23 protein-coding genes and 1 tRNA gene are annotated in these 25,937 nt (G+C 70.6%); 15 read left to right on the plus strand and 9 right to left on the minus strand.

What is annotated here, in order from left to right; translation table 11 throughout:
• Positions 1–178 precede the first annotated feature (178 nt).
• The gene (locus AC3EGR_RS04805) at positions 179–1,072 is read left to right on the plus strand and encodes a DUF72 domain-containing protein (protein ID WP_488545301.1); all 894 of its coding nucleotides are present in this window, start codon (positions 179–181) and stop codon (positions 1,070–1,072) included.
• On the opposite strand, the gene AC3EGR_RS04810 is transcribed toward AC3EGR_RS04805, so the two are convergent.
• Positions 1,069–1,458 carry a VOC family protein gene (locus AC3EGR_RS04810; protein WP_488545302.1) on the minus strand — a complete coding sequence of 130 codons (390 nt, stop codon included), beginning with the start codon at positions 1,456–1,458 and terminating at the stop codon, positions 1,069–1,071. The genes AC3EGR_RS04805 and AC3EGR_RS04810 overlap by 4 nt on opposite strands.
• Positions 1,459–1,510: 52 nt before the next feature.
• Positions 1,511–2,545 carry an alkane 1-monooxygenase gene (locus tag AC3EGR_RS04815; protein WP_488545303.1) on the minus strand — a complete coding sequence of 345 codons (1,035 nt, stop codon included), beginning with the start codon at positions 2,543–2,545 and terminating at the stop codon, positions 1,511–1,513.
• 51 nt (positions 2,546–2,596) lie between these two features.
• Between AC3EGR_RS04815 and dapC the strand changes: the two genes are divergently transcribed.
• From dapC to AC3EGR_RS04860, 9 genes are all read left to right on the plus strand, one after another.
• Entirely contained in the window at positions 2,597–3,799 is a 1,203-nt protein-coding gene (gene dapC / locus AC3EGR_RS04820; RefSeq protein ID WP_488545304.1) for a succinyldiaminopimelate transaminase, read from the plus strand.
• Positions 3,800–3,804: 5 nt separating this feature from the next.
• Positions 3,805–4,629 carry a 2,3,4,5-tetrahydropyridine-2,6-dicarboxylate N-succinyltransferase gene (gene dapD, locus AC3EGR_RS04825; protein WP_488545305.1) on the plus strand — a complete coding sequence of 275 codons (825 nt, stop codon included), beginning with the start codon at positions 3,805–3,807 and terminating at the stop codon, positions 4,627–4,629.
• Between the two features lie 58 nt (positions 4,630–4,687).
• Entirely contained in the window at positions 4,688–5,845 is a 1,158-nt protein-coding gene (locus AC3EGR_RS04830) for a PilT/PilU family type 4a pilus ATPase (protein WP_488545306.1), read from the plus strand.
• A 61-nt stretch (positions 5,846–5,906) separates the two neighbouring features.
• Positions 5,907–7,052 carry a succinyl-diaminopimelate desuccinylase gene (gene dapE, locus AC3EGR_RS04835; RefSeq protein ID WP_488545307.1) on the plus strand — a complete coding sequence of 382 codons (1,146 nt, stop codon included), beginning with the start codon at positions 5,907–5,909 and terminating at the stop codon, positions 7,050–7,052.
• Positions 7,049–7,918, plus strand: coding sequence for a 50S ribosomal protein L3 N(5)-glutamine methyltransferase (gene prmB / locus AC3EGR_RS04840; protein WP_488545308.1), 870 nt, complete (start codon positions 7,049–7,051; stop codon positions 7,916–7,918). Before dapE ends, prmB begins: the two co-directional genes overlap by 4 nt.
• A 45-nt stretch (positions 7,919–7,963) precedes the next feature.
• Positions 7,964–9,988, plus strand: a complete 2,025-nt coding sequence (abc-f, locus tag AC3EGR_RS04845) for a ribosomal protection-like ABC-F family protein (protein WP_488545309.1) — start codon at positions 7,964–7,966, stop codon at positions 9,986–9,988.
• 159 nt (positions 9,989–10,147) lie between these two features.
• Positions 10,148–10,447 carry a SemiSWEET transporter gene (locus AC3EGR_RS04850; RefSeq protein WP_488545310.1) on the plus strand — a complete coding sequence of 100 codons (300 nt, stop codon included), beginning with the start codon at positions 10,148–10,150 and terminating at the stop codon, positions 10,445–10,447.
• 116 nt (positions 10,448–10,563) lie between these two features.
• A complete protein-coding gene (locus AC3EGR_RS04855; RefSeq protein ID WP_488545311.1) occupies positions 10,564–10,773 on the plus strand; it encodes a hypothetical protein in 210 nt (69 codons plus the stop codon).
• Positions 10,774–11,024: 251 nt separating this feature from the next.
• Positions 11,025–12,236: a hypothetical protein gene (locus AC3EGR_RS04860; RefSeq protein WP_488545312.1), complete on the plus strand. Its 1,212-nt coding sequence runs from the start codon at positions 11,025–11,027 to the stop codon at positions 12,234–12,236.
• Between the two features lie 68 nt (positions 12,237–12,304).
• On the opposite strand, the gene AC3EGR_RS04865 is transcribed toward AC3EGR_RS04860, so the two are convergent.
• The 6 genes from AC3EGR_RS04865 to AC3EGR_RS04890 form a co-directional block, all read right to left on the minus strand.
• Positions 12,305–12,380: transfer RNA gene (locus AC3EGR_RS04865), tRNA-Lys, on the minus strand.
• A 66-nt stretch (positions 12,381–12,446) separates the two neighbouring features.
• A complete protein-coding gene (locus AC3EGR_RS04870) occupies positions 12,447–13,238 on the minus strand; it encodes a tRNA threonylcarbamoyladenosine dehydratase (RefSeq protein ID WP_488545313.1) in 792 nt (263 codons plus the stop codon).
• Between the two features lie 22 nt (positions 13,239–13,260).
• Complete coding sequence (gene ybgF, locus AC3EGR_RS04875) at positions 13,261–14,019, minus strand: tol-pal system protein YbgF (protein ID WP_488545334.1); 759 nt, start codon at positions 14,017–14,019, stop codon at positions 13,261–13,263.
• Entirely contained in the window at positions 14,019–14,546 is a 528-nt protein-coding gene (gene pal / locus AC3EGR_RS04880) for a peptidoglycan-associated lipoprotein Pal (protein ID WP_488545314.1), read from the minus strand. Before pal ends, ybgF begins: the two co-directional genes overlap by 1 nt.
• Before the next feature lie 21 nt (positions 14,547–14,567).
• Positions 14,568–15,854: a Tol-Pal system beta propeller repeat protein TolB gene (gene tolB / locus AC3EGR_RS04885; protein WP_488545315.1), complete on the minus strand. Its 1,287-nt coding sequence runs from the start codon at positions 15,852–15,854 to the stop codon at positions 14,568–14,570.
• A 51-nt stretch (positions 15,855–15,905) separates the two neighbouring features.
• The gene (locus AC3EGR_RS04890; protein WP_488545316.1) at positions 15,906–16,715 is read right to left on the minus strand and encodes a glycosyltransferase family 2 protein; all 810 of its coding nucleotides are present in this window, start codon (positions 16,713–16,715) and stop codon (positions 15,906–15,908) included.
• A gap of 72 nt (positions 16,716–16,787) precedes the next feature.
• On the opposite strand from AC3EGR_RS04890, the gene AC3EGR_RS04895 reads away from it, so the two are divergent.
• From AC3EGR_RS04895 to msbA, 3 genes are read left to right on the plus strand one after another with little or no spacing between them, the layout of a single operon-like run.
• A complete protein-coding gene (locus AC3EGR_RS04895; protein ID WP_488545317.1) occupies positions 16,788–19,127 on the plus strand; it encodes a glycosyltransferase family 9 protein in 2,340 nt (779 codons plus the stop codon).
• Positions 19,120–20,061 carry a hypothetical protein gene (locus AC3EGR_RS04900; RefSeq protein ID WP_488545318.1) on the plus strand — a complete coding sequence of 314 codons (942 nt, stop codon included), beginning with the start codon at positions 19,120–19,122 and terminating at the stop codon, positions 20,059–20,061. The genes AC3EGR_RS04895 and AC3EGR_RS04900 overlap by 8 nt, the downstream gene beginning before the upstream one ends.
• Positions 20,054–21,847 (plus strand): lipid A export permease/ATP-binding protein MsbA, encoded by a 1,794-nt coding sequence (msbA, locus tag AC3EGR_RS04905; RefSeq protein ID WP_488545319.1) that lies wholly within the window; start codon positions 20,054–20,056, stop codon positions 21,845–21,847. The genes AC3EGR_RS04900 and msbA overlap by 8 nt, the downstream gene beginning before the upstream one ends.
• A 12-nt stretch (positions 21,848–21,859) precedes the next feature.
• On the opposite strand, the gene rng is transcribed toward msbA, so the two are convergent.
• Positions 21,860–23,335 (minus strand): ribonuclease G, encoded by a 1,476-nt coding sequence (gene rng, locus AC3EGR_RS04910; protein WP_488545320.1) that lies wholly within the window; start codon positions 23,333–23,335, stop codon positions 21,860–21,862.
• 76 nt (positions 23,336–23,411) lie between these two features.
• On the opposite strand from rng, the gene AC3EGR_RS04915 reads away from it, so the two are divergent.
• Together AC3EGR_RS04915 and AC3EGR_RS04920 are read left to right on the plus strand one after the other, a co-directional pair.
• A complete protein-coding gene (locus AC3EGR_RS04915) occupies positions 23,412–24,812 on the plus strand; it encodes a PAS domain-containing protein (protein ID WP_488545321.1) in 1,401 nt (466 codons plus the stop codon).
• Positions 24,813–24,899: 87 nt separating this feature from the next.
• Positions 24,900–25,937: DUF3300 domain-containing protein (locus AC3EGR_RS04920; RefSeq protein WP_488545322.1), on the plus strand; the 1,038-nt coding region annotated here is incomplete at its 3' end.

Genomic DNA, 25,937 nt, shown 5'->3' on the forward strand with positions numbered 1-25,937 from the left:
ATACCTTGGGCCCCGGTAACGACTTCCTACGGCCGGCCCCGCCGGGCCAGGTGGCGCCTCAGACCTCCCGGCGCAGCCCGCCATGCAGTCGTTCCCCCTTGCCGCTGCGGGCTTGGCTGACACGCAGGGTCGGCCTGGCTGCCATCCCGGCTGCGCGCTGGCGTGGCAGAACCGGTGCATGGCGGGCAAGGTCTTCATCGGTGTTTCGGGCTGGCGCTACACCCCCTGGCGCGGCTATTTCTACCCCAAGGGGCTGGCGCAGGCGCGGGAGCTGCATTACGCCTCGCGCGTGTTCCCCTCGCTGGAGCTCAACGGCTCGTTCTACTCGCTGCAGTACCCCACCAGCTACGCCACCTGGGCCCGGGACACACCGCCCGGCTTCGTGTTCGCCATCAAGGGCAGCCGCTACATCACCCACATGCTGAAGCTGCGCAACATCGATGCGGCGCTGGCCAACTTCTTCGCCTCGGGCCTGTTCGCGCTGCGCGAGAAGCTGGGGCCCATCCTGTGGCAGTTCCCGGCGATGGTGCGCTACCACCCGGAGGTGTTCGAGGCCTTCTTCCAGCTGCTGCCGAACAGCACGCACGACGCGGCGCGCATCGCCTGCCGCCACGACGCGCGCCTGGAAGGACGCGCCTGCCTGGAGCCGGGGCGCAACCGCCGCATCCGCCACGCCGTGGAAGTGCGGCACGAGAGCTTCGTCAACCCGGACTTCATCAAGCTGCTGCGCGAGTACGGCATCGCCTGGGTCGTCGCCGACACGCCGAACCCCTGGCCGCTGTACGAGGACGTGACCGCCGATTTCGTCTACATGCGGCTGCACGGCTCGACCGAGCTGTACAACAGCCGCTACAGCGACGAGGAGCTGGAGCGCTGGGCCCGCTTCATCGACAGCTGGCGCAACGGCGAGGAGCCGGAGGACGGCCGCCTGATCTGCCCCACCCGGGCGCGCCCGCGCAGCAGCCGCGACGTCTTCTGCTACTTCGACAACACGGACAAGCGCCACGCGCCGGAGAACGCGCGCGAGCTGATGCGCCTGCTGGAAGAAGCCTGGACGCCGCAGCCGGCCTAACCCTCTTCAGCCTGCTCGTGCAGGCACAGGTAGTTGCCTTCCGGGTCGCGGAACCAGGCCGCCTTCTCGGAGCCCAGCACGCACACGTGCTCCACCGTCTTCAGGCCGGGCATGTCGTAGTCCTCGAACACCACGCCGGCGCGCTGCAGCTCGCGGATGCGGGCGGCGATGTCGCGCACCTCGAAACTCAGGGCGGTGTGTTCGGCCTTGGTGCCGCCCTCCCTGGGAATCAGCGCGATGCGGGCACCGTCGCACTGGTACTCGTAGCGCCCGTCCACCCGGGCGCCGCCATCGGGGCGGAAGCCCAGCCTGCCCTCGTAGAAGGCCCGTGCCCGGTCCATGTCCTTCACGGGCAGCATGGTGGTGATCCTGGCTTGCGTCAGCATGGCGGCTCCTGTCGCGGCGGATCCCGCAAGCATAGCCATCGCCGGCCAGGGATCAAGCAGCGGCCCTGGCGGCCAGCCGCGGATGCATGAGCCGGAACCACAGCGGCGGCAGCGCCGCCAGCAGGATGCACCCGGCATATCCCGTGGGCAGCTGCGGCGCCGACGGCAGGTGCTCCAGCTCCGGAAAGGTCTTCCAGGCCCGCAGGTGGTGGTCGGAATGGCGCTGCAGGTTGGCCAGCAGGCTGTTGGACAGCAGGTGGTCGGCGTTCCACGCATGCTCCGCGGCGAAGGGCTCGGGCCGCCCGTCGGGGCCGCTGCGGCGCCGCAGGCCGTAGTGCTCGATGTAGTTGACCGTCTCCAGCAGCCACACGGCGAAGGCTGCCTGCAGCAGCCAGAAGGCCAGCGGCTTCCACAGCTGCGCCCCCGCCAGCAGGCCGGCGAAGGCGACGTTGGCTCCCGTCCACCACGCCAGCGGGCTGGTCCACCAGCGGCGGCGCAGGCGCGCGAGCCGTTGCGCCTCCAGCCGCCAGGCTCCCGCGAGGTTGCCGGCCAGCGTGCGCGGCAGGAAGCGCCAGAGGCTCTCGCCGAAACGGGCCGAGGCGGGGTCGTCCCCGGTGGCGGCGCGCACGTGGTGGCCGCGGTAGTGCTCCACCATGAACTGGGGGTAGGCGACGCTGCCCATCAGCATCCACGCCAGCGCCCGGTCGCCCTGGCTGCGGCCATGACCCAGCTCGTGGGCGAAGGTGATGCCGTAGGCGCCGGTGACGAAGCCCACGGCGAAGGCGACGCCGACCACCGTCGGCCAGGCGGAATGCCACGCGGCGTGCAGGCCGGCCGCCAGCAGCACCATCTGCAGGGGCACGTAGGCGCGCAGCAGCCAGGGCAGCGGCGAGCCCGGGCCGGCGGGCGCGGGGGAGCGCGCCAGAGCCGGCGATGTGGCTTCCAGCACCGCGATGGTCCACCAGGTCACCAGCGTGCCCAGCGCCGCCAGCTGCGGATGCCGCAGGACGGCGTGCAGCGTCAGGGCAGGCACCACCAGCACGAGCAGGAAGCGCGCATCGGAGGGCCGCAAGGCGGGCAGGACCATGCCGCGGATTGGACCCCGGGGCCGGCCGGCGCGTCAACGGATAATCCGGGGATGAATCCCCTGCTGTCCCGGCTGCAGCCCTACCCCTTCGAGCGGCTGCGCCAACTGTTCGCCGGCGTCACGCCCAATCCCGCGCTGCGGCCCATCAGCCTGGGCATCGGCGAACCCAAGCACCCCACGCCCGCGTTCATCAAGAAGGCGCTGGCCGATGCCATGGAGCGGCCCGGGCACGACCTCGCGGGCTATCCGCCCACGGCGGGCACCCCGCAACTGCGCGCCGCCTGCGCCGGCTGGCTGCAAAGCCGCTACGGCCTGGCCGTCGACCCCGCCACCCAGGTGCTGCCGGTCAACGGGTCGCGCGAGGCCCTGTTCGCCTTCGCGCAGACCGTCATCGACCCCACCCGCCCCGCTGTGGTGGTGTGCCCCAATCCGTTCTACCAGATCTACGAGGGCGCGGCCCTGCTGGCGGGCGCCGAGCCCTTCTACGCGCCCAGCGACCCGGAGCGCAACTTCGCCGTGGACTGGGACAGCGTGCCGGAAGCCACCTGGGCGAAGACGCAGCTGATCTTCGTCTGCTCCCCGGGCAATCCCACGGGCGCGGTGATGCCCTTGTCGGAGTGGCAAAAGCTGTTCGCGCTGCAGGACCGCCACGGCTTCATCATCGCCTCGGACGAGTGCTACAGCGAGATCTACTTCCGCGACGAGCCGCCCCTGGGCGGCCTGGAAGCGGCGGCGAAGCTCGGTCGCCCGGACTTCCGCAAGCTGGTGGCCTTCACCAGCCTGTCCAAGCGCAGCAACGTACCGGGCATGCGCAGCGGCTTCGTGGCCGGCGACGCGCAGCTGCTCAAGTCCTTCCTGCTGTATCGCACCTACCACGGCAGCGCCATGAGCCCCATCGTGCAGGAGGCCAGCGTCGCGGCCTGGAGCGACGAGGCGCACGTGGTGGACAACCGGGAGCAGTACCGCCGCAAATTCGCCCAGGTCACGCCCTTGCTCGAGAAGGTGCTGGACGTGCGCCTGCCCGACGCCAGCTTCTACCTGTGGGCGGGGGTGCGGGGAAGCGACACCGGATTCGCCCGCGACCTCCTCGCTCAATACAATGTGACGGTGCTGCCGGGCAGCTACCTGGCCCGCGAGTCGGGCGGGGCCAACCCCGGTGCCGGCCGCGTGCGCATGGCGCTCGTCGCCGACACCGCCGAGTGCCTCGAGGCCGCCCGGCGCATCGTGCAATTCGTCCAGAACAGAACACAGTGATTCCCATGACCCAGCAGCTCCAGCAGACCATCGACACGGCGTGGGAAAACCGCGCCAGCCTCTCCGCCACCTCCGCCTCGAAGGAAGTGCGCGACGCGGTGGACCACGTGCTCGCGGAACTCAACGCGGGCAAGCTGCGCGTGGCCACCCGGGAGGCGGTGGGCAAATGGACCGTCCACCAGTGGATCAAGAAGGCGGTGCTGCTGTCCTTCCGCCTGAAGGACAACGAGCTGATGCGCGCCGGCGAGCTGGCCTTCTTCGACAAGGTCGCGACCAAGTTCTCGCACCTGTCGCAGCAGGAAATGGCCGCCACGGGCGTTCGCGTGGTGCCGCCTGCGGTGGCCCGGCACGGCAGCTTCATCGGCAAGGGCGCGATCCTGATGCCCTCCTACGTGAACATCGGCGCCTACGTCGACGAAGGCACCATGGTCGACACCTGGGCCACCGTGGGCTCCTGCGCCCAGGTGGGCAAGAACGTGCACCTGTCCGGCGGCGTGGGCCTCGGCGGCGTGCTGGAGCCGCTGCAGGCCAACCCGACGATCATCGAGGACAACTGCTTCATCGGCGCGCGCTCCGAGGTCGTCGAAGGCGTCATCGTGGAGGAGAACTCGGTGATCTCCATGGGCGTGTACATCGGCCAGAGCACCAAGATCTACGACCGCGAGACGGGCGAGATCCACTACGGGCGCGTGCCGGCCGGTTCGGTCGTGGTGAGCGGCAACCTGCCCTCCAAGGACGGCAGCCATAGCCTGTATTGCGCCGTGATCGTGAAGAAGGTCACTGCCGCCACGCGTGCGAAGGTGAGCCTGAACGACCTGCTGCGCGATTAAGGGACAGAATGGCCGGGTCCCCGCACAGACGGGGGCCGGTCCGAACGGAGGAGTGTTGATGGGAACGATGGAGCGGATCCTGCGCTTGATGTCCGAGAAGAGGGCCTCGGACGTCTACCTGTCGGCGCAAGCGCCGGCGATGATCAAGATCAACGGCCAGACCCTGCCGATCAACAACCAGCTGCTGCCCGCCGACGCGCCGCGCGCGCTGCTGGCCGAGGTCCTGCCCGCCCACCGCATGGAGGAACTCGATGCGACCGGCGAGCTGAACATGGCCCACCCGGTGGAGGGCGCGGGCAACTTCCGCTTCTCCGCCATGCGCCAGCGCGGCAGCATCGCCGCGGTGATCCGCTACATCTCCACCGAGATCCCGCCGCTGTCCTCGCTGCAGGTGCCCATGATCCTGGGCGACCTGATCATGGAAAAGCGCGGCCTGCTGCTGATGGTGGGCTCCACCGGCGCCGGCAAGAGCACCACGCTCGCGGCGATGATGGACCACCGCAACGAGAGCAGCAGCGGCCACATCCTCACGATCGAGGACCCGGTCGAATTCATCTTCAAGAACAAGAAGTGCGTGGTGAACCAGCGCGAGGTGGGCAGCGACACGCAGTCGCTGCAGACCGCGCTGAAGAACGCGCTGCGCCAGGCGCCGGACGTGATCCTGATCGGCGAGATCCGCGACCGCGAGACCATGTCCGCCGCCATCGCCTATGCGCAGTCGGGCCACCTGTGCCTGGCCACCATGCACGCCAACAACAGCTACCAGGCGATGAACCGGATCCTGTCCTTCTATCCGGTGGAAGTGCGGCCGACGATGCTGGGCGACCTCGCCGCGGCGCTGAAGGCGGTGGTGTCGCAGCGCCTGCTGCGCACCGTGGGCGGCGGCCGCGTGCCCGCGGTGGAAGTCATGCTCAACACCAAGCTGGTGTCCGAGCTCATCGAGAAGGGCGACTTCTCCGGCGTGAAGGAGGCGATGGAGAAGTCCATGGCCGAGGGCTCGCAGACCTTCGAGCAGGACATCGCCCGCCTGATCCTGGACGGCACGGTGGACAAGAAGGAAGGCCTGGCCTACGCGGATTCGCCCACCAACCTGCAGTGGCGACTGCAGAACACCGCCGCCGACATGGTGGCCATGGCGGGCAACGACGGCGACACCGACATCGACCTGGACGACGAGCCGTCGTTCACCGAAATCACGCTGGACGTCAAGCACTGAACGGCGCCAGCGCGGCGGCGGCGGCGATCCCTTCGTTCGCCGCCACCCTACACTAGCGGGAATGTCGAAAACGCTCCACCTCGCCGAGCAGCTGATCGCGCAGCGCTCGGTCACGCCCGAAGACGGGCAGTGCCAGCCCATCCTCGAGGCCCGCCTGAAGCCGCTGGGCTTTTTCTGCGAGACGATCGAAAGCGGTCCGGCCGACTTCCGCGTGAAGAACCTGTGGGCCAAGCGCGCGGGCCGCAGCGGCCGCACGCTGGTCTTCGCCGGCCACACGGACGTGGTGCCCACCGGCCCGCTGGAGCAGTGGACCAGCGATCCCTTCGTGCCCAGCCATCGCGGCGGCAAGCTGTACGGCCGCGGCGCGGCGGACATGAAGACCTCGATCGCGGCATTCACGGTCGCCGTGGAGGAGTTCCTGGCGCGCCACCCGCAACCGGACATCGGCATCGCCCTGCTGCTCACGAGCGACGAGGAAGGCCCCAGCGTCGACGGCACCGTGGTGGTCTGCGAACGGCTGCAGCAGCGCGGCGAGCGCCTGGACTTCTGCATCGTCGGCGAACCGACCTCGGTGGAGAAGCTGGGGGACATGATCAAGAACGGCCGCCGCGGCAGCCTGACGGGCAAGCTCACGGTCAAGGGCATCCAGGCGCACATCGCCTATCCGCAGCTGGGCCTGAACCCGATCCACAAGGCGCTGCCGGCCCTGGACGAACTCGCGCGCACCGAGTGGGACAAGGGCAACGACTTCTTCCCGCCCACCAGCTTCCAGATCAGCAACATCCACGGCGGGACCGGCGCCGGCAACATCATCCCGAACCGGGTGGTGATCGACTTCAACTTCCGCTTCGCCAGCGTGAGCACCGCCGAGGCGCTGCAGCAGCGCGTGCACGCGATCCTGGACCGCCACGGCCTGGACTACGAGCTGCAGTGGACCGTCGGCGGCCAGCCCTTCCTGACAACGCCAGGCGAGCTGGTGGCTGCCGTGCAGGCGTCCATCCGCCAGGTCACCGGCCTGGAGACGGAGCTGTCCACCACGGGCGGCACGAGCGACGGGCGCTTCATCTCGCGCATCTGCCCGCAGGTGATCGAGTTCGGCCCCGTCAACGCCAGCATCCACAAGATCGACGAGCACGTGCGGGTCGCCGACCTCGAGCCGCTGAAGGACATCTACCGCGGCGTGCTGGAGCACCTGGACACGCCGTGAAGCTGATCGCCCTGGCCGAGGAACTCGCGGCGCAGCTGGAAGCCGCCGGCGTGAGCTTCGGCCACGGCACGACCAACGCCTTCGACGAAGCCGTGTGGCTGGTGCTGTGGCACCTGGGCCTGCCGCTGGACGAACTGGACCTGCACGCCGACCGCGAGCTGCGCCCGGAGGAACAGCTTGCGGCGCGCGAGCTGCTGCAGCGCCGGATCGCCACGCGCAAGCCCGCCGCCTACCTCACGCGCGAGGCCTGGCTGCAAGGCGTGCCCTTCTACGTCGACGAGCGCAGCATCGTGCCGCGCAGCTTCATCGCGGAGCTGCTGGCCGACGGCACCATCGACCCGTGGCTGAGCGAGCGGACGCGCCAGGTGCTGGACCTGTGCACCGGCAACGGCAGCCTCGCGGTGCTGGCGGCGATGGCCTACCCGGACATCGTGGTGGACGCCGCGGACATCTCGCCCGAGGCCCTGGAGGTCGCGCGCATCAACGTGGCCAAGCATGGCCTGGAGCAGCGCGTGCGGCTGCTGCAATCGGACGGCCTGGCCGCCCTGCCCGGCCCCTACGACCTCATGCTGTGCAACCCGCCTTACGTGAACGCGCAGAGCATGGCGCAGCTGCCGGCCGAATTCCGCGCCGAGCCGGCGCTGGCGCTGGCCGGCGGGCCGGACGGCATGGACTTCGTGCGCGCCCTGCTGCGCGACGCGCCCGCGCGCCTGAACGCCGGCGGCGTTGTGGTGCTGGAGATCGGCAACGAGCGGGAGAACTTCGAGGCGGCCTTCCCGCGCCTGGAAGCGGTGTGGCTGGAGACCAGCGCGGGCGCGGACCAGGTGCTGCTGCTGACGCGCGAAGCCATCGCGGCACGCGCGTAGCGCGGCGGCGGTGGGGTTCGCCGTCCCCTGCGAAAATGGCCCCCAATGATCCAGCTTCGCAACGTGACCCTGCGCCGCGGCGCCAAGGTGCTGCTCGATGGCGTGTCCGTCACGCTCAATCCCGGCGAGAAGGTCGGCCTGGTCGGCCGCAACGGCGCCGGCAAGTCCACCCTGTTCGCGCTCCTGAACGGCAGCCTGCACGAGGACGCCGGGGAGTTCTTCGTGCCCGCGCAATGGCGCCTGGCCCAGGTGGCCCAGGACATGCCGGAAAGCGACGAGCCCGCCACCGACTTCGTGCTGGCGGGCGACACGCGCCTGGTGGCGCTGCGCGAAGAGCTGGCGCGGGCCGAAGCGGCGGGCGACGGCATCGCCATCGCGCACGCGCACTCCGACCTGGCCGATGCCGGCGTGCACGACGCCGCGCCGCGCGCGCAGGCGCTGATCCTGGGGCTCGGCTTCCGGCCCGGCGAACTGGACCGCCCGGTCAACAGCTTCTCGGGCGGCTGGCGCATGCGGCTGCAGCTCGCACGGGCGCTCATGAGCCCCTCCGACCTGCTGCTGCTCGACGAGCCCACCAACCACCTGGACCTCGACGCCCTGGTGTGGCTGGAAGGCTGGCTGCAGCGCTACGCCGGCACGCTGGTGGTGATCAGCCACGACCGCGAATTCCTCGACGCGGTCACCGGCGTCACGCTGCACATCGAGAACCAGAAGCTCGCGCGCTACGGGGGCAACTACAGCGCCTTCGAGCTGCTGCGGGCGCAGCAACTGGAGCAGCAGCAGGCGGCCTACGGCAAGCAGCAGGACAAGATCGCGCACCTGCAGAAGTTCATCGACCGCTTCAAGGCCAAGGCCACCAAGGCCAAGCAGGCGCAAAGCCGCGTCAAGGCGCTCGAGCGCATGGAGAAGATCGCCCCGGTGCTGGCCAGCGCGGAGTTCACCTTCGAGTTCAAGGAACCGCAGAGCCTGCCCAACCCGATGCTGGCGATCCAGGACGGCGCCTTCGGTTACCTGCCCTCCCCCCAACCCTCTGCCCCCAGCGAGAACGGGAGCAATGCAGGACTCCCTTCCCCGCTCGGAGAGGGCGTGGGTGGAGGCGGTGAAGCGAAGCTGATCCTGCGTAACGTCAACCGCTCCGTGCTCGCCGGCCAGCGCATCGGCATCCTCGGCGCCAACGGCCAGGGCAAGTCGACGCTGGTCAAGACGATCGCGCGCACCATGGCGCCGCTGGCGGGCCGCATCACGGAAGGCAAGGGTCTCGCCATCGGCTACTTCGCGCAGCAGGAGCTGGACGTGCTGCGCCCGCAGGACACGCCGCTGGAGCACATGGTGCGGCTCGCGCGCGAACAGGCGGCGGCCACGGGCCAGTCCGACCGCGAGCAGGACCTGCGCAACTTCCTCGGCCAGTTCCTCTTCACCGGCGACATGGTGCAGCAGGCCGTGGGCTCCATGAGCGGCGGCGAGAAGGCACGGCTGGTGCTGGCGATGATCGTGTGGCAGCGCCCCAACCTGCTGCTGCTGGACGAGCCCACGAACCACCTGGACCTGAGCACCCGCGAGGCCTTGTCGATGGCGCTCAACGAGTTCGAGGGCACCGTCATGCTGGTGAGCCACGACCGGGCGCTGCTGCGCTCGGTGTGCGACGAGTTCTGGCTCGTCGGGCGCGGCGGGGTGGCGCCCTTCGACGGCGACCTGGACGACTACCAACGCTACCTGCTGGAAGAAGCGCGCCGCGTGCGCGAGCAGGTCGCCGTCGCCGCCGCGGTGGCCACGCCGGAAGCCCGCATCAACCCGCAGGAGCAGCGCAAGCTGCAGGCACAGCAACGCCAGCAGCTCGCCACGCGCCTGAAGCCGCTGAAGAAGGAGCGCGACCAGGCGGAGCAGCGCATCGCCGCCCTGGAAGGCGAGAAGGCGCAGCTCGAAGGCCGCCTGGCGACCGCGCTGGCGCCGCCGGAGATCGCCGAGGGCGGCCGCCGCCTGAAGGCCGTGGCCGAAGAGCTCGAACTGCTGGAGGAGCGCTGGCTGGCCTTGTCGGGCGAAATCGAAGCCGCCGAAGCCGCCATCGGCTGACCTGCACTCGGTGCGCAGGCGCAGGCGAGGCTGCGGGCCGCCTGCGCGTGTCGCCGCCCGCAGGTCAGTGTCCGGCTGACAAGCAGACGCAGGCGGCGCCTATCCGCCGGCCCGCCCGGCCGGGTTGCAATGCGTGCAACGCAGGACACCCCAACACCCATGCAAATCACCGACGTCCTCGGCTACGTCGCCGGCGCCCTCACCACCATCGCCCTCGTCCCGCAGGCCTTGCGCGCCTACCGCACGAAAGACGTGAGCGGCATCTCGCTGCGCATGTACTGCATCTTCACGCTCGGAATAGCGATCTGGCTCGTCTACGGCGTCGTCCTGGGCGAGACACCCATGATCCTGGCCAACAGCGTCAGCCTCGTGCTGGCCTTCGCCGTGCTGGTCGCCAAGCTCAAGTACGGCCGCGGCGGCGATGCGCAGGCCGGCAAGGACCGCATGGCGCGCGCCTGAACGTTCGGGCCGCCCGCCGTGGACCTTTGGTGCCATGGCGGCGTGTGGGAGCGTTCGTACACTGGCTGTCGCGCGGTGCCGCCAGACAGGCCGCGGTCCGCGCAGGACGCTGTCCCATGGATCCCCGCTGGCAACCCTATCTCGGCCCCGTCGAACCCGTGGCCTCGCCCGAAGCGTGCGCCCTGCTGGCCGCGGGCTGGCACGCCCAGGCCCAGGAGTGCTGGATCGGCGCACCCGGCCTGGCCGCCCGCCTCGTTTCGCTGGAAACCTGGCGCGCCCTGCGCGACCGCAGCGGTTTCGTCCGGCCGCGCCTGCAGCGGCAGTGACCGGAGCTCCCTTCACCGCCTGAGCGCCTGAGGCTCGGGCGGAAGCGCGCTGTCGCAGCCAGCCGCCGGGCACCAAAGTGCCCGGCTGACCAACCCAACCGGCCTGCACATCGCGCAGTTCCGACCTGTGGTCGCGTGGAGGCGGTCCGTACGATGCTTGCATGCAGACGCAATGGCCCCCGGACCCCGTCACTCGCGGCAGCGGGCGGGAGGCGCGCGCGGCGCCAGCGGGAGACTGGGCCGTTCGCGCGGTGCACTCCCTGCTTGCCGAGCGCGAGCCGCCGCACGCGAAGGCGCCCCGCCCTGCGGGCGCTTCCGAGCTGGTGCGCAGGGACTGGTTCGAGGTCGAGGCCGTGGTCATCCGCGTGCGTGAGGCCTGCCTGGCGCGCTATCCAGCGATGCGTGCCGGGTGCACGCCCGCCGACCTGCAGCGGCTGCTGACCGTGGTGGTCGCCGTGCCGGGCTACCAGCTCGCGCGGCGGGCAGCGCATGCGCCGGTCCCGCCGCATCCCATCCTGGCTTCGCTGCTGCGCATCGGCGAAGCCCTGAGGCATGCGGCCGCGCAACTGCGGCTGCGGCAGGAAAGCAGCGTCGCCCGCCGCGCGGACCCGCGGGTGCGGGCGAGCGATGTCCTCGCGTGGGTCGAACCGCAGCAGCCGCCGGAGGCGGCCATGACCCAGCTGTTCCTGCGCGCGGCGCTCGACGGGGTGACGGTGAGCCCGCAGCCGATCGTGCGCCTCGCGTCGCCGGTGCAGCAGGCCGTCGACGACCTGGACGCCGCTTTCGACTACGCCTTGCTGGGCCTGCAGGCCGGCGCCGTGGTGGCCTCGCTGGGTCCCCTGCTTGCGCGCACCCACGGGCGCGTCGCCTCGATGTTGCAGGCCGGCGGCCAGGGCGCGCGCCGCCCCCCGCTGGATCGCCTGCAGGCCTGGGTGCGTCGCGTCGACGCGCTCCTGCAGGATCATGGGCTGGATGCCGCGGTCGGGCGCGGCGGTGTCGACTCGATGCACGCCGAGGACTACGCGCAGTGCGCGGCGGGTCTCGGCGATCCGGTCCGGCAGTCCCTCGCCGCCCGCCTCACGGCACAGCCGGCGAACCTGCAGCAGGCGGCCGCAGACGAACTGCGCTGCGCGCTGCGTCGCCGCTGCGGCCGCGCGGCCGGTGCCGATGCCGCCGCCGTCGAATGGCTGCTCGACTGCCTGATGCACACCTTCGCCCGCATCCAGCAGGTCCTGGCCCTGGTCGAGGAAATCCAGGAGCGGATCGATGACCTGCTCGCCGCGCCGCACCCCCGGCCCGGGCGTGGCACGGCCGGCCTCCAGCACGCCCTCCTCGGGCAGGACAGCCTGGCGCGTCGCCTGCCCGCGCTGCTGGCCGAACTCGAACAGGTCCTCGGCTTCCACGCCACCATCACCGCCGGCGCGATTGAAATCGAGGCGTTCGAGGGCGTGGCGCACGCCTGAGCCGGGCGCGGCACCCGCCAAGGAAAAAGGCCTGCCACCCCGGGAAGGGTGGCAGGCCTTGCGATCCTTGGTAGGACGTACAAGATTCGAACTTGTGACCAACGGATTAAAAGTCCGCTGCTCTACCAACTGAGCTAACGTCCCGCCGCGGTGCCGCTTTGCAGCAGCACCTCGTCTTTTGCTGTCTGTTGCAGGCAGCAAAGCCCGCGATTATAGCGTCGTTTCCGCAGTGCTCTTGCGGGCGGCGATGCGATCGAGCAACCACCCCGCGGCGCACTGGCCGAAGGTGGCGGTGACGCTCACGACCGAACCATAGCCGTGGCAGTTCAGCGAGCCGTCGCCCTCGATGGCGCACGAAGGATCCGGCGGCGCCACGGGCTCGCGGCTGAACACGCAGGGGATGCCGATGCGCTTGCCCTCCTTCGGGGCGCCGTGGAACTTGCGCAGGCGGTAGCGCAACTGCGCCAGCAGGGGGTCGTGCGTGGTGCGGGCAAGGTCGTCCACATCCACCTGGTGCGCGAGCCGCTTGCCGCCGGCGGCGCCGCAGGCGATGAACAGCGTCTTCGTCTGGCGCGCCCAGGCCGCCATGGCCGTCTTGGCCTTCACCGCGTCGCAGGCGTCGATCACCGCGTCGACGCCGGCCGGCAGCAGGGCGGGCCAGTTGTCCGGCTCCACGAACTCCTCGACCGCATGCACGGTGCAGCCCGGGTGGATCTGCGCGACGCGGTCGCGCATGGCCAGCACCTTGGCCTGGCCCAGCGTGCTGGCCAGCGCGTGGACCTGGCGATTGATGTTGGACTCGGCGACGTGGTCCAGGTCGACGAGCGTCAAGGCGCCGACCCCGCTGCGGGCGAGCGCCTCGGCCGCCCACGACCCGACGCCGCCGATGCCGACGACCGCGATGTGCGCTCGACGGATCGCCGCGGCGCCTTGCAGCCCGTAGAGCCGCTCCAGGCCGCCGAAGCGCCGCTGCAGGTCGGCGGCTTCGTCCAGGTGCGTCATGCGGCGGCGCGCGGCGGACGCGTCAGCGCAGGCGCGCGAGCCGCTCCCGCGCGGCGCTCGCCGCCTCGGACTGCGGATAGGCCTTGACCAGGTCGTCCAGCGTGCGGCGGGCGCTCGCGTTGTCCTTCAGCTCGATCTGGCAGTTGGCGATGGACAGCACCGCCTCGGGCGCGCGCGGATGGTCCGGCGCCTGCTGCAGCAGGGCGCGGAAGTTGGCGATGGCGCCGCGGTAGTCCCGGTTGGCGTACTGCGCATTGCCCAGCCAGAACAGCGCCGTGGGGCGGTAGCCGCTGGAGGGGTACTTGCGCACGAAGTCGCCGAAGCCGCTCTGCGCCGCGACGAAGTCGCCGCGGCGGAAGGCGCCCAGCGCCGCTTCGAAGTCGCGCTGCTCCGCGGGGTCGGCGGCGAATTCCTTGCCGTCCACGGTGACCTGCACCGGTTCGAACTTGCGCAGGCGGTCGTCGACGCCCTGCTGGATGTCCCGTTGCCGCTTCTGCAGGTCGGCCAGGTCGCGCGCGAGCTGCTCGTCGCTGCCCCGCATGCGGGCGATCTCGGCGCGCAGCGTCTCGATCTGGTTCTGCAGTTCGAGCAGGCTGCGGCGCAGGCCGGCGTTCTCCTCGTTCGCGCGCCGCAGCTCCTCGCGCTGCTGCTGCACCTGCTGGCGCACGTCGAGGATGGCGCGGCGGGCCTCGTCGTCCTCGAACAGCGCCGCCTGCGCGGACGCGGTGAACAGGCAAGCGGCGGCCAGCGCGGCCGCGAGCGCGGGACGTTTCATGGGCATCATCGGTAGGCGATCTCGGCGCGGCGGTTCTGCGCGTAAGCGGCTTCGTCGTTGCCCATGGAGGCGGGCTTCTCCTTGCCGAAGCTCACGGCCTCGACCTGCGCGTCGCGCACGCCGAGAAGCTCGAGGGCGCGGCGCACGGCCTCGGAGCGCTTCTGGCCGAGCGCGAGGTTGTACTCGCGGCCGCCGCGCTCGTCGGTGTGACCTTCGATCACCACGTGCCGCGCGCCGTTCTGCTTGAGGAAGCCGGCATGCGCCGCGAGCGCGTTCTGGAACTCGGGCTTGATCACGTAGCTGTCGTAGTCGAAGTAGATGACCCGGGCGACGTTCTGCGGGCCGGCCTGGGTGGCCGCGGAGGTATCGGCCTGCACCGGACGCACCTGGCTCTGGGCGCCGCCGCCCGGAGCGGTGGCGGTACCGGCACCGCCGGCCCGGTCTTCGACCGGCACGTCATCGAGCTTCACGCCACTGGCGCAACCTGCGAGCGCTGCCGCGAGGGCAACGGCCAGCAAGAGGGACTGCTTCATTCCTGAGTTCTCCCGAAAAAATCAACGTTGGAAGGGACCCCAATCGGGTTCGCGGATGTCGCCGCCCTTGCCGGGCAGGCGCGCCTTGATCTTCCCGTCGAGGGTGGTGGTCATGAGCGCCTCGCTCCCGCCCTGGCGGGTGGCGTAGATGATCAGCCGCCCGTTGGGGGCGAAGCTGGGGCTCTCGTCAGCGGTGGTGTCGGTGAGGGACTGGACGTTCCCGTTGGCGAGTTCCATCACCTGCAGCTTGAAGGCGCCGCCGACGCGGGAAATGTAGGCCAGCCACCGACCGTCCGGGCTGAGGGCCGGCGAAATGTTGTAATTCCCTGTAAAGGTGACGCGCTGCGGGTCGCCGCCGGTGGCGGCCATGCGGTAGATCTGCGGCGCGCCGCCGCGGTCGCTGACGAAATAGATGCTGCGCCCGTCCGCGGAATACAGGGGCTCGGTGTCGATGCTGCCGGACTGCGTGAGGCGGCGCGGCTCGCCGCCGGTGGCGGCGATCGTGTAGAGCTGCGAGCCGCCGTCCCGCGTGAGCGTGACCGCGAGCGTGCGGCCGTCGGGCGACCAGGCCGGTGCGCTGTTGGAGCCGCGAAAGTTCGCGATCAGCCGCCGGCTGCCCGTGGCGATGTCGTGCACGTACACGACCGGCTTGCGCGACTCGAAGGACACATAGGCGAGCTGGCGGCCGCTGCTGGACCAGGCCGGCGAGATGATCGGCTCGGTGCTGGCCAGCGCGGACTGCGCGTTCTCGCCGTCCGCATCGGCGACCCACAGGTTGAAGCGGCTGCCGGCCTTGGTCACGTACGCGATGCGCGTGGAGAACACGCCTTTCTCGCCGGTGAGCTTCTCGTAGATCATGTCCGCGATGCGGTGGGCGGCCAGGCGCAGGTCCGCCGGCACCACCTGGAAGCCGCCGCCCGCGAGCTCCTGCCCGCGCACCACGTCCCAGAGGCGGAAGCGCACGTCGTAACGACCATCGGCCAGGCGCGAGGCGCTGCCGACGGCCAGCGCATCGGCGGTCTTCTGCCGCCAGGGGGTCAGGTCGGGCCGGCTCGTTTCGTCCAGGCCAGGCGCGCCGGCGGGATCGATCGCGCGGAACTGCCCGCTGCGCTCCAGGTCCGCCTGCACGATGGACGCGAGCTTCTGCGGCAGCTCGCCTTCGCCGCGAAACGGCACCACGGCGATCGGCAACTGCGTGAGGCCGACGCCTGTGACTTCGACCCGGAACTGGGCGAGGGCGGGGCCGGCCACGAGGCCGGCCAGCAGGCCCGCCGCGTCGCGGCGGCGCCAGAGTGCACGATCAAGCATTCTTCTGTATGTCTCCACAACAAATGCAGCCCCCGGGCCGACCCGGCGATGTTAAGGCCCTCGTTTGTCTGCCGTCCGTCCAAGGTGCCACAGCTTCACGTACTTGTAATAAGTTCCTTCGGCAATCGACACCGCGAGAACCAGCCCCATGCGGCCGTCGAGCCAGCCGGCGCGCAGCAGGTAGGTGCGCACGAAAGCCCAGGCAGCACGCACCATCGCACCCGCCAGCGAGCTGCGTTCGCCGCTGGCGAACATCGCGGCCGCCGACACGCTCGAGTATCGATTCAATTTCTCGAGCATGGTTTCGAAGTCGGGGTAAGTGCAATGCAGCAGGTCGCCTTTCAACTGGCCCGTGGGACCGTCGGTCAGGACGCGCTCATGGACGGCGTCGTCCGAAAAGCGCGCCCGGCCCCGGCGGAACAGCCGCACGACGCGGTCCGGGTACCAGCCCGAGTGCCGCATGAACTGGCCGCAGAAGCTGGAGAGCCGCGGCATCGCCCACGCATCCCGCGCGTCGGCCGAGGCGATGGTGCGCAGGATCTCCTCGCGCAGCTGCGGCGTCACGCGTTCGTCGGCGTCCAGCGAGAGCACCCAGGGCTGGGTGGCGAGCGCGAGCGCCCGGTTCTTCTGCGGCCCGAAGCCGGGCCAGTCGGCCGCGACCTCCACGCGCGCGCCCGCCTGCCGGGCCAGCGACACCGTCGCGTCGCGGCTGCCGCTGTCCACCACGATCAGTTCGCGCGCGAACGCCGCGGAGGCCAGGCACGCAGCGATGTTCGCTTCCTCGTCGCGGGTGATGACGACCACGCTGAGGGGCGCGAGCGCGGCCTGGGCCCCTGCGGAATCGCTGCATAATCCGAGCATGAGCTGGAATTATGCCCGGCCTGCCCCAGCGCCTGGAGCCGGCGCGGCCGCAGCGGCGGTCGAATGAACACCATGGCAGATCCGCTCGACGCCGCCCCGCGCTGGTGGCGCCTCACGCTTTCGGCCGCGCTCGCGGCCTACGCTTTCTTCTCCAGCTTCTCCCCGGCCGGCGTCTACATCGCACTCGCGGTGCTCGTCATGCTGGCGCTGGCGCGCCCGCGCGTCCTGTGGAGCGGGCGGCCCTGGCGCGAGCCGGTCATGGCCGTCGGCCTGGTGCTGCTCGCGTGGATCGCGCTGCACACCGGCGTCGCGTCCGGCGACGTCGGCGCCTGGCGGGGCACCGTGAACCGCTACCACGAGCTGCTGTTCGCGCCGCTGCTGCTGGTGCTGCTGCGCCAGGCGACGCAGCGCCAGCTGTTCATGCGTGCGCTGCTCGCAGGCACCGTGCTGGTGGCGATCGCGTACTGGGTGTTCGGGCCCATGCCGGCATTCCGGCAGCATTTCCTCGACCATCGCATCTCCGCCGGCTTCGCGCTCGCCACCGGGGCGTTCATCGCCCTCACGCTCTCGCGCACGGCCGCCGCGCCGTGGGGCTACCGCGTGCTTGCGGCCTTCCTGGCAGCCACCGTCGTCCTCGCGATCAATGGCCGCACGGGGCACCTCGTCATCCTCGTGCTGGCCGCCTATGCGGCCTGGCTGCAGGCGCCACGCCGCTGGCGCTGGGCGGCACTCGTTGCCGCGCCGGTGCTCGTGGCCGCGGTGGCCCTGCTTTCCAGCGGCTTCAAGGAACGCGCCGCGGAAACCTTCCAGGGCCAGGCCGTGGTCGCCCCGGGGGCCAACCCGACCTCGACGCAGGTGCGCAGGGAGCTCAACCTGCTGAACTTCGACCTCGCGCGCGAGTACTGGCGCAACGGTGCCGGATTCGCCCGGTTCCCGCAGGTGCAGGTTCAGGCCATCGAGGCCCGGTATCGGCACGACCCGCAACGCGCCCACTACGCCGACTGGCCCTGGTTGCGCGTCGCCAATCCGCACAGCGAGTTCGCCATGCAGGTCGTGGGCGGCGGCATCGTGTCGCTCGCGCTGTTCCTCGCCTGGCTGCTGATCGCGCTGCGCGCCGGCTTCGCCGATCGGGGACCGGCCGGCCCGATGCTGGTCGCCGCGACCGCGGCCTTCGGCATCGGCTGCGCCTTCAACTCCATGCTGATGGACTTCATGGAAGGCCATTTCTACATCGGCCTGCTCGCCTGCCTGCTGGCGGAACGCCGGTGGCCCGCTCCGGCCACAGGCACCGAGCCGATTCGGCGCATCCTGGTGGTGACGACCCGTCAGATCGGCGACGTGCTGCTCACGACCCCGCTCGTTCGGGCCGCGCGCCAGCGCTGGCCGCAAGCGGACCTGGACGTGATCGGCTTCGAGCGCACCCTGGGCATGCTGGCGGGCAATCCCGACATCCGCGAGCGCATCGAGGTGCCGTCCCGGCTCGGCTTCGCCGGCGGCCTGGCGCTGGCGTGGCGGCTCTGGCGCCGCTACGACCTGGCGCTGGTGGCCGACGCGGGCGACCGCGCGTTCGCCATCGGCTGGGTCGCCGCCTCGCGCCGCAGCGCGATCCTGCCGGACAAAGGCGGCAGCAACTGGTGGAAGCGGCCCTGGCTGGAACACGTGGTGACGGCGTCGGGCGATCGCGGCGAGGTGCATTCGATCGTGGAGAAACACGCCCTGCTCGCGCCCTGGCTGCCCGAGCGCAGCCCCGTGCCCCCCGTCGTGGCGCCACCGCCGGCGCCCCTGCCCGGCGACCTCGACGCCCTGCTCTCGCCCTCCTGCCTGGTCGTGCACGCACCGTCCATGTGGGAATACAAGCAGTGGCCGCTCGATTCCTACGAGGCGGTCGTGCGCTCGCTGCTCGCCGACGGCCACCAGGTCGTGCTGACCGGCAGCGCCGGCGCGCGCGACCAGGAATGCATCGCGCCGCTGCGCCGGCTCGGCACTGCGCCGCAACTGCTCGACACCTCGGGCACGCTCGACTTCAACCAGCTGGTCACCCTGTTGCGGCGCGCGGCCCTCTACATCGGTCCGGACACGTCCGTGTCCCACCTGGCGGCCGCCGCCGGCGTGCGCGTGGTCTGCGTGCTGGGGCCGACCAATCCGCTGCGCTGGGCGCCGTGGCCCGCGACGCAGGAGCCGGTGCGCCACGTGCGGCGCGCGCCGGTACAGCGCGCCGGCAACGTCACCTTGTTGCAGGCCTCGCACGAGTGCGTGCCCTGCGGCCGCGCGGGCTGCGATGACCACCGCGCCAGCCGCAGCGAGTGCCTGCGCGCGATCACGCCCGCCCGGGTGCTGGAAGAAGTCGCCCATGTCCTCGGCCCCCGCCAGCGGGGCAGCGGGGCCACGACCGGCGCAGCCGTGCATGCGTGAAGCGCACGAGTTCAGCCCGGGCGAGTGGGCGCTGCTGGTGCCCGTGCGCCAGTGGCTGCGCCAGGTGCGCAACGACGCCTTGCTCGCCCATTACCGGCGCCAGACCACCCCCGAGCTGGGCGCCTTCCTGCGCCGCAACGCCGATCTCGCGGGCAAGCGGGTGGCCATCGTGGTCGCCTTCGAGCAACCCTGGTCGCTGCGCTGGCAGCTGCGCATGGCGGCGCGCCACCTGCAGGGCGTGCAGCTCCTGGTGGTCGACAACTCGCGCGAACCGTCCATGCGCCGGCAGATCCGCGAGGTGTGCGAGCAGCATCGCACGCCCTATCTCGGGCTTCCGCCCTACCGCACCCGGCATGCGAACCGTTCGCATGGCATGGCGATGACCTGGGTCTGGCACAACATCGTGCGCCCGCTGGGGCCGAAATCCTTCGGCTTCCTGGACCACGACATGATCCCCGTCGCGCCCACCCGTCCCGCGGAGCATCTGCGGGAGCAGCCGATCTATGGCCTGCTGCGCCCGGGCAGGCTGCAGTACTGGTACCTGTGGGCCGGCTACTGCTTCTACGAGTTCGAGCACACCGCCTTGCAGCGCCTGAATTTCCTGTACGACTTCTCGCGCGAGCTGGACACCGGCGGCCGCAACTGGACGCCCTTGTACGGCGCGCTGCCTCGCCAGGGGCTGCGCTTCGCCATCCAGGAGTTCGTGCCGCTGCAGCCGCCGTCCTGGCCGCACGCGTCCAAGGTGGAGGTGCTGGACGACGCCTGGATCCATGTGGGCGGCGTCAGCTACAAGGTCAACTTCGAGTCCAGGCGCGTCTTCTTCGATGCGCTCTTCACGGCGCTCGATGCGGGCGCCACGCTCGGCCAGCTGCGCGGCGGCGAGGATAATCCGGCCATGAATCCCGCTTTCGCCGAGACCCGCCGCCGTGGCTGAGTCCACGACGGCCCCGGCCTCCGCAGCGTCGGCCGCTGCCATCGCGCTGCCGACGCAGCCGCTGGCCGAACGCGTTCGCCGCGTGTTCCCCTACATCGCGCACGTGCGCCGCTTCTGGTTCGTGGTGATCCTGGCGACCGTCGTCGGCGCCGCGACGGAACCGGCGATGCCCGCGCTGATGAAGCCTTTCCTGGACAAGGGCTTCCAGACGGACAGCTTCAACCTCTGGCTGGTGCCGGCGGCGCTGCTGCTGCTGTTCGCGGTGCGGGGCACCGCCGGCTTCATCGCCGACGTGGCGCTGGCCAAGATCGCCAACGAGGGAATGTTCGCGCTGCGGCAGGCGCTGTTCGCCCGGCTGCTCGATGCGCGCATGGACCTGTTCACGCGCGAGTCCGCGAGCTCGCTGGCCAACAGCATCGTGCACGAGGTGCAGAACGGCTTCAGCATGCTGGTGAACGCGCTGACGGCCCTGGTGAAGGACAGCCTGGCGATGGTCGCCCTGCTCGTGTACCTCATCTACCTGAACTGGCAGCTCACGCTCATCGTGGGCCTCATGGGGCCGGCCGTGGCCTGGCTGATGCGCACGGCTTCCAAGCGCCTGTACCGGCTCGCCAAGAGCAGCCAGGCGGCCACGATCGACCTGACCTACGTCGTCGAGGAGAACGTGCTGGCCAACCGCGTGGTGCGGCTGCACGCCGCCCAGCCGGTGCAGGCCGAGCGCTTCCACAGCCTGAGCCAGACGCTGCGCCGGCTCGCCATGAAATCGGCGGTCGCTTCGGCCCTCATCACGCCGATCATGCACATGCTGGCGGCCGCGGCCCTGTCCAGCGTCATCTGCATCGCGCTCTGGCAAAGCCGCGACGCGATGACGGTCGGCAGCTTTGCCGCCTTCGTGGCGGCGATGCTGATGCTGATCGCCCCGGTGAAACGGCTGTCGGAGGTGACCAGCCCGATCACCCGCGCCCTGGTGTCCCTGGAGCGCTCCTTCGACCTGGTGGAGCATTCCGAGCCGGAGTCCGGCGGCAGCTACGCCCCGGCCCGCGTGCGTGGCAGCATCGAGCTGCGCTCGGTCACCGTGCAGTACCGCAACGCCTCGCGCCCCGCCCTGCGCGACGTGTCCTTCACGGTGGCGCCGGGCGAAGTGATCGCGCTGGTGGGGCCTTCGGGATCCGGCAAGACGACGCTGGCCAACCTGCTGCCCCGCTTCGTGGACACCTCAGGCGGCCAGCTGCTGCTGGACGGGCACGAGGTGCGCGACTGGGACCTGCACGCGCTGCGGCGCCAGTTCGCCATGGTCAGCCAGGACGTGGTGATGTTCAACGACACCCTGGCGGCCAACGTCGCCCTGGGCCAGGAGATGGATCGCCACCGGGTGCAACATGCACTGGAGGCGGCCAACCTCGGCGGCCTCGTGGAGCAGTTGCCGCAAGGGCTGGACACCGTCGTGGGGCACAACGCGGCCGCCCTGTCCGGGGGCCAGCGGCAGCGCCTGGCGATCGCCCGGGCGGTCTACAAGGATGCGCCGGTGCTGATCCTGGACGAGGCCACCTCCGCGCTGGACAACGAGTCCGAGCGCATGGTGCAGGACGCGCTGCGGCACCTGATGGCGGGACGCACCACCATCATCATCGCGCACCGGCTGTCCACCATCGAGCATGCCGACCGCGTCGCCGTCCTGGACCACGGACGGCTGGCCGAACTGGGCACGCACGCGGAGCTGATCGCCCGCGGCGGCCTCTACGCGCGCCTGCACGCGCTGCACGTCAACGACGAACTGCCAGCCTGAAGCCTGGGGGGCCTACAGCAGCACGATGTCGTACTGCTCCTGCCCCATCGCGCTCTCGCTCTGCAGCGAGATCGGCTTGCCGATGAAGTCCGACAGGCCGGCCAGGTGCTGGCTCTCCTCGTCCAGGAAGATCTCGATCACCTTGGGCGCGGCGATCACGCGGTACTCGCGCGGGTTGAACTGGCGCGCCTCGCGCAGGATCTCGCGCAGGATGTCGTAGGCCACGGTGCGCGGCGTGCGCACGGTGCCCTTGCCCTGGCAGGACGGACAGGGCTCGCACAGCATGTGCGCCAGCGATTCGCGGGTGCGCTTGCGCGTCATCTCCACCAGCCCCAGCTGCGAGAAGCCGCCGGACATGGTCTTCACGCGGTCGCGGGCGAGCTGCTTGCGGAACTCGCCGAGCACGGCCTCGCGGTGGTCCTCGCGCTGCATGTCGATGAAGTCGACGATGATGATGCCGCCCAGGTTGCGCAGGCGCAGCTGCCGGGCGATGGCCTGCGCGGCCTCCAGGTTGGTCTTGAAGATGGTCTCGTCGAAGTTGCGCGAGCCGACGTAGCCGCCCGTGTTGACGTCGATGGTGGTCAGCGCCTCGGTCTGGTCCACCACCAGGTAGCCGCCGGACTTCAGGTCCACCCGGCGGCTGAGCGCCCGCTCGATCTCCTCGTCCACCGAGTACAGGTCGAAGATGGGCCGCTCGCCCTTGTACAGCTGCAGCTTGGCCGAGGCGGCCGGCATGAACTCGTTGCCGAACTCCGCCAGCAGCGTGTATTGCTCGCGCGAGTCGATGCGGATGGTCTGCGTTGTGTCCGTGACGAGGTCGCGCAGCACCCGCTGCAGAAGGTTCAGGTCCTGGTGCAGCAGCGAAGGCGGCGGCACCCGCGTGGCCGTCTCGCGGATGCGTGCCCAGGTCTTGCGCAGGTAGGCGATGTCCTCGGCCAGTTCCGCTTCGCTCGCGTCCTCGCCGTTGGTGCGCAGGATGAAGCCGCCGCCCTCGGCGCCCACCAGCTTGTTCAGGCGTCGCCGCAGCGCGTCGCGCTGGTCCGCCGGGATCTTCTGCGAGACGCCGACGTGGTCGTCCTGCGGCAGGAACACGAGCAGGCGGCCGGCGATGCTGACCTGCGTCGACAGGCGGGCGCCCTTGGTGCCGATCGGGTCCTTGATCACCTGCACCATCAGCGACTGGCCCTCGAACACCTGCTTTTCGATGGGCACCTGCACCTGCGCGTTGCGCGCCACCGCCGGCGGCTCGCCTTCGGGCTGGCGCTGCCAGACGTCGGCCACGTGCAGGAAGGCCGCGCGCTCCAGCCCCATGTCGATGAAGGCGGACTGCATGCCGGGCAGCACCCGGGCGACCTTGCCCAGGTAGATATTGCCCACCAGGCCGCGCTCCAGCGTGCGTTCCACGTGCAGTTCCTGCACGGCGCCGTTCTCGACGATCGCGACCCGCGTCTCCTGCGGGGACCAGTTCACCAGGATGTCCTGCTGCATCTTCTTGTGGGCGGCTCCTCGGCCACAGGATAACGCAGGAGCCGCTACACTGGGCCGCCCTTCAGATCCCCCTGCAGTGCCCTCCTCCACTCTCAAGTTCCTCGAAGGCGGCGGTGCCATGGGCGAGCGCATCCGCGCCTTCGACTGGTCCGGCCATCCGCTGGGCCATCCCGGTGGCTGGCCCGAGGCGCTGCGCCTGGCCGTGAGCCTGTGCCTGAACTCCAGCTTTCCCACGGCCATCTACTGGGGGCCGGACCTGGTCGTGCTTTACAACGACGCCTGGTCGGTGATCCCGGCGGAGAAGCACCCCTGGATCCTCGGGCGGCCGGCCGCCGAAGGCTGGGCGGACATCTGGGACATCGTCGGGCCGCAGTTCCGGCGCGTGTACGAGGCGGGCGAATCCTTCGCGCTGTACGAACAGATGCTGCCCATGGTGCGCGGCGGCCAGCCCCGCGAGACCTGGTGGAACTACAGCCTCACGCCCATCCGCAACGCGGACCAGGGGGTGGGCGGCATCTTCAACCAGGGCAACGAGATCACGCAGCTGGTGTTCGCCCGCCGCCAGCGCGAGGCGGAACTGGCGCGCTGGCGCGAGCTGTTCCGGCAGGCGCCAGTGCCCGTGGCCCTGCTGCGCGGGCCGGATCACGTGTTCGAGTTCGCCAACGACGCCTACGTGCGCCTCGTGGGCGGCCGGACGGTGGCGGGGCGCGCCCTGCGCGAGGCCCTGCCCGAAATCGTCGAGCAGGGTTTCGTCGAACTGCTCGATGGCGTGGTGCACACCGGCGAGCCCTACATCGGCGCCGGCGCGAAGGTGAAACTGCAGCGCGTGGCGGAAGGGCCGATGGAGGAGCGCGTGCTGGACTTCATCTACCAGCCGATGCGCGATGCCGCCGGCGAGGTCGACGGCGTGCTCGTGCTCGCCACCGACGTCACGGAGCGCGCGCGCGCCGAGTCGGCCCTGCGCCTGTCGAACTGGCAGCTCGGGGAGGAACGGGCGCGCCTGGCCTCGCTGATGGAGGCCGAACAGCGCGCACGACTCGCCTTGCGGCGCTTCAACGAAACGCTGGAAGCGCAGGTGAAGGCGCGCACCTCGGAACTCACGCGCGCGCTGGAGGCGCAGCAGGCCGCGGCCGACCGCCTGCGCGCAGCCTTTGCCACCGAGCTGATCTTCCAGGGTTTCATGGACGTGGACGGCACCTTGCGCGACGCCAATCCCGCCTCGCTGGCGGCCATCCGCTGCCGCCTGGAGGAAGTGGTGGGCCGGCCCTTCTGGGACACGCCGTGGTTCACCGCCACGCCAGACGTGGCCGAAACGATGCGCGCCGGCGTCCAGGAGGCGCGCCAGGGCCGGACGGTGCGCGGCAACGTGACCCTGGACCTGCCCGCGGGCAGGCGCAGCTTCCACTTCTCCATCCGCCCGGTGGCCAACGCGCGCGGCGAGATCGTCGGCCTCGTTCCCGAAGCCATGCCCACCTGAGCCCGCAGGGGCACGCCCTGCTGCCTCCGACCCGATACGACCAAGGTCCCATTGGCCGGGGTGGAGGCGAATCCTAGCCTCCGGGGCATGTTGCCGAACCCGTTGCGGCGCTGCGGCGAGCCGCTCCGTCCTGCCCTCCGAGCCATCGCGGCCGCAGCCGCTCTGGCAGCCTTCGCCCCCCTGCCCGCCGGCGCCCAGGCGCCCGCGGCGCCCGTGGCCGCGCCGGCGCCCGTCAACGCACAGGAGCTGGAGCAGCTCGTCGGGCGCATCGCGCTGTACCCCGACGACCTGGTCACGGTGATCCTGCCGGCGTCCACGAACCCGTTGCAGATCGTGCAGGCGGACCGGTTCCTGGACCAGCGCAAGGCCAACCCCAAGCTCGAACTCAATGCGCAGTGGGACGACGCAGTCAAGACCCTCTGCAACTATCCCGACATCGTCAAGATGATGAGCCAGGACCTGGACTGGACGACGCAGCTCGGGGAGGCGGTGGTGGCCGACACGGGCGAAGTCATGGAGGCCGTGCAGCAGTTCCGCCGGCGCGCGCAGGCGGCGGGCAACCTCAAGTCCGACGACAAGACCAAGGTGGTGGTCGAAAAGGAGGTCATCACCATCGCCCCGGCCAACCCGGAAGTGGTCTACGTGCCGACCTACAACCCGTCCACGGTGGTGGTCGCCGGCGGCTACCCGGCGTACACCTACTACCCGGCGCCCTACCCTTCGTACTGGTATCCGTATGCCCCGGGCGCGGCGTTCGCCACGGGCGTGATCTGGGGCGCTGCGCTCGGCGCCGCCTGGAGCGGCAACCACTACAACGGCAGCTGGGGCGGCGGCAACAACACGATCAACATCGACCGCGGCGACCGCAACACCACGATCAACCGCGGCGACCGGACCAACGTGAGCGGCGGTGACCGCACCAACGTCGGCAGCGGCAATCGCGGCAACACCGGCGGCAACCGCGGGCAGTCCACGCAGTGGTCGTCGGGCAAGAAGCCGGGCCAGGTGAGCAACTCGGTGGGCAGCGGCAACCGCGCGCGCGCGGGCGATTCGCGCCCCGGCGGCAGCGGCAGCTCGCTCGGCGCGGGTCCGTCCAGCAGCCTGGGCGGCGGGGGCGGCGGCGGC

Source organism: Ramlibacter sp. G4-7 (assembly GCF_057784995.1).

What these genes read in the sequence shown, in the direction of transcription:
- AC3EGR_RS04900 (WP_488545318.1), top strand. Translation starts at nt 19,120, where the DNA reads ATGCGTGAAGCGCACGAGTTCAGCCCGGGCGAGTGGGCGCTGCTGGTG.
- AC3EGR_RS04870 (WP_488545313.1), bottom strand. Translation starts at nt 13,238, where the DNA reads ATGACGCACCTGGACGAAGCCGCCGACCTGCAGCGGCGCTTCGGCGGC.
- dapE (WP_488545307.1), top strand. Translation starts at nt 5,907, where the DNA reads ATGTCGAAAACGCTCCACCTCGCCGAGCAGCTGATCGCGCAGCGCTCG.
- pal (WP_488545314.1), bottom strand. Translation starts at nt 14,546, where the DNA reads ATGAAGCAGTCCCTCTTGCTGGCCGTTGCCCTCGCGGCAGCGCTCGCA.
- AC3EGR_RS04830 (WP_488545306.1), top strand. Translation starts at nt 4,688, where the DNA reads ATGGGAACGATGGAGCGGATCCTGCGCTTGATGTCCGAGAAGAGGGCC.
- AC3EGR_RS04850 (WP_488545310.1), top strand. Translation starts at nt 10,148, where the DNA reads ATGCAAATCACCGACGTCCTCGGCTACGTCGCCGGCGCCCTCACCACC.
- dapC (WP_488545304.1), top strand. Translation starts at nt 2,597, where the DNA reads ATGAATCCCCTGCTGTCCCGGCTGCAGCCCTACCCCTTCGAGCGGCTG.
- rng (WP_488545320.1), bottom strand. Translation starts at nt 23,335, where the DNA reads ATGCAGCAGGACATCCTGGTGAACTGGTCCCCGCAGGAGACGCGGGTC.
- AC3EGR_RS04895 (WP_488545317.1), top strand. Translation starts at nt 16,788, where the DNA reads ATGGCAGATCCGCTCGACGCCGCCCCGCGCTGGTGGCGCCTCACGCTT.
- AC3EGR_RS04810 (WP_488545302.1), bottom strand. Translation starts at nt 1,458, where the DNA reads ATGCTGACGCAAGCCAGGATCACCACCATGCTGCCCGTGAAGGACATG.
- AC3EGR_RS04855 (WP_488545311.1), top strand. Translation starts at nt 10,564, where the DNA reads ATGGATCCCCGCTGGCAACCCTATCTCGGCCCCGTCGAACCCGTGGCC.
- AC3EGR_RS04805 (WP_488545301.1), top strand. Translation starts at nt 179, where the DNA reads ATGGCGGGCAAGGTCTTCATCGGTGTTTCGGGCTGGCGCTACACCCCC.
- AC3EGR_RS04815 (WP_488545303.1), bottom strand. Translation starts at nt 2,545, where the DNA reads ATGGTCCTGCCCGCCTTGCGGCCCTCCGATGCGCGCTTCCTGCTCGTG.
- dapD (WP_488545305.1), top strand. Translation starts at nt 3,805, where the DNA reads ATGACCCAGCAGCTCCAGCAGACCATCGACACGGCGTGGGAAAACCGC.
- abc-f (WP_488545309.1), top strand. Translation starts at nt 7,964, where the DNA reads ATGATCCAGCTTCGCAACGTGACCCTGCGCCGCGGCGCCAAGGTGCTG.
- AC3EGR_RS04890 (WP_488545316.1), bottom strand. Translation starts at nt 16,715, where the DNA reads ATGCTCGGATTATGCAGCGATTCCGCAGGGGCCCAGGCCGCGCTCGCG.
- ybgF (WP_488545334.1), bottom strand. Translation starts at nt 14,019, where the DNA reads ATGCCCATGAAACGTCCCGCGCTCGCGGCCGCGCTGGCCGCCGCTTGC.
- tolB (WP_488545315.1), bottom strand. Translation starts at nt 15,854, where the DNA reads ATGCTTGATCGTGCACTCTGGCGCCGCCGCGACGCGGCGGGCCTGCTG.